This window comes from Chitinophaga sp. SYP-B3965 (assembly GCF_009647655.1).
Classification (GTDB): Bacteria; Bacteroidota; Bacteroidia; order Chitinophagales; family Chitinophagaceae; genus Chitinophaga.
Map to the genome: position 1 here is coordinate 1 of NZ_WJFD01000013.1, position 909 is coordinate 909.

Sequence of the window (909 nt, forward strand, 5' to 3'; positions counted from 1 at the left end):
CAAAACGATCATCAGTTAAGGAAACGTATGATCGCATTCTAACTGATTTGCTTTTAGCAATAGAGTTATTACCATCGACGGCAGCACTTCCGTCTCGTGGCGCTAAAGTAAGCGCTTTTGCATTGCTGGCAAGAACGTCTATTGCAATGGAGCAATATGATAAAGCTGGTATTTATGCTGATTCATCACTAAGATTATATAACAAACTGATAGATTTTAACGCTATTAGTAGCACTGCCACAAACATGGGGCGGTTCAATGTTGAAACCATTTTCTATATGCAAAGGAGCAGCGATTATCTTTCGACTTGGCAGACAGATAGAGTGTTTGTTGATCAGGCCTTGTTCGAATTGTATGAGAACGACGATTTAAGAAAAACTCGATTTTTTACGATTAGGAATGGGAACATTGCATTTAAAGGAAACTACAATAATTCTCTTATTGGTTTTGATGGGTTAGCAACTGATGAGCAGTATTTGATTAAAGCGGAAAGTTTAGCTCGGAGTAGCAGTACTGCTGCTGCAATGGAAGTTCTAAATACATTACTCAAAACAAGATGGAATAATAAAGTTCCGTATCCTGTAATAACAGCAATTGACCCAGAAGATGCTCTAAAAAAAATATTAACAGAACGGAGGAAGGAATTATTGTTTCGCAATTTAAGATGGATGGATTTACGCCGATTGAATCTAGATAATCGCTTTAAAATTACGCTTAAGCGTACGATTGGAGGTGAGGCTTATACTTTAGAGCCAGACAGCTACAAATACACACTTCCTTTACCTGATGATATAATCGCCTTTTCTGGCATGCAACAGCCTCCTGGTTGGGAAAAATAAATACTAATGAGTCATTATACAAAGCTATTTTTTTGTGCTCAGAATAAGGTAGCTGAGGGTTTATAGTGAA

General features: G+C 37.4%; 1 protein-coding gene. It reads left to right on the forward strand.

Features of this window, described 5'->3' with window-relative positions; genetic code table 11:
• Positions 1 to 839 (forward strand): RagB/SusD family nutrient uptake outer membrane protein (locus GFS24_RS28935; protein ID WP_153666027.1); only part of this gene is annotated, 839 nt, incomplete at its 5' end.
• Positions 840 to 909 lie beyond the last annotated feature (70 nt).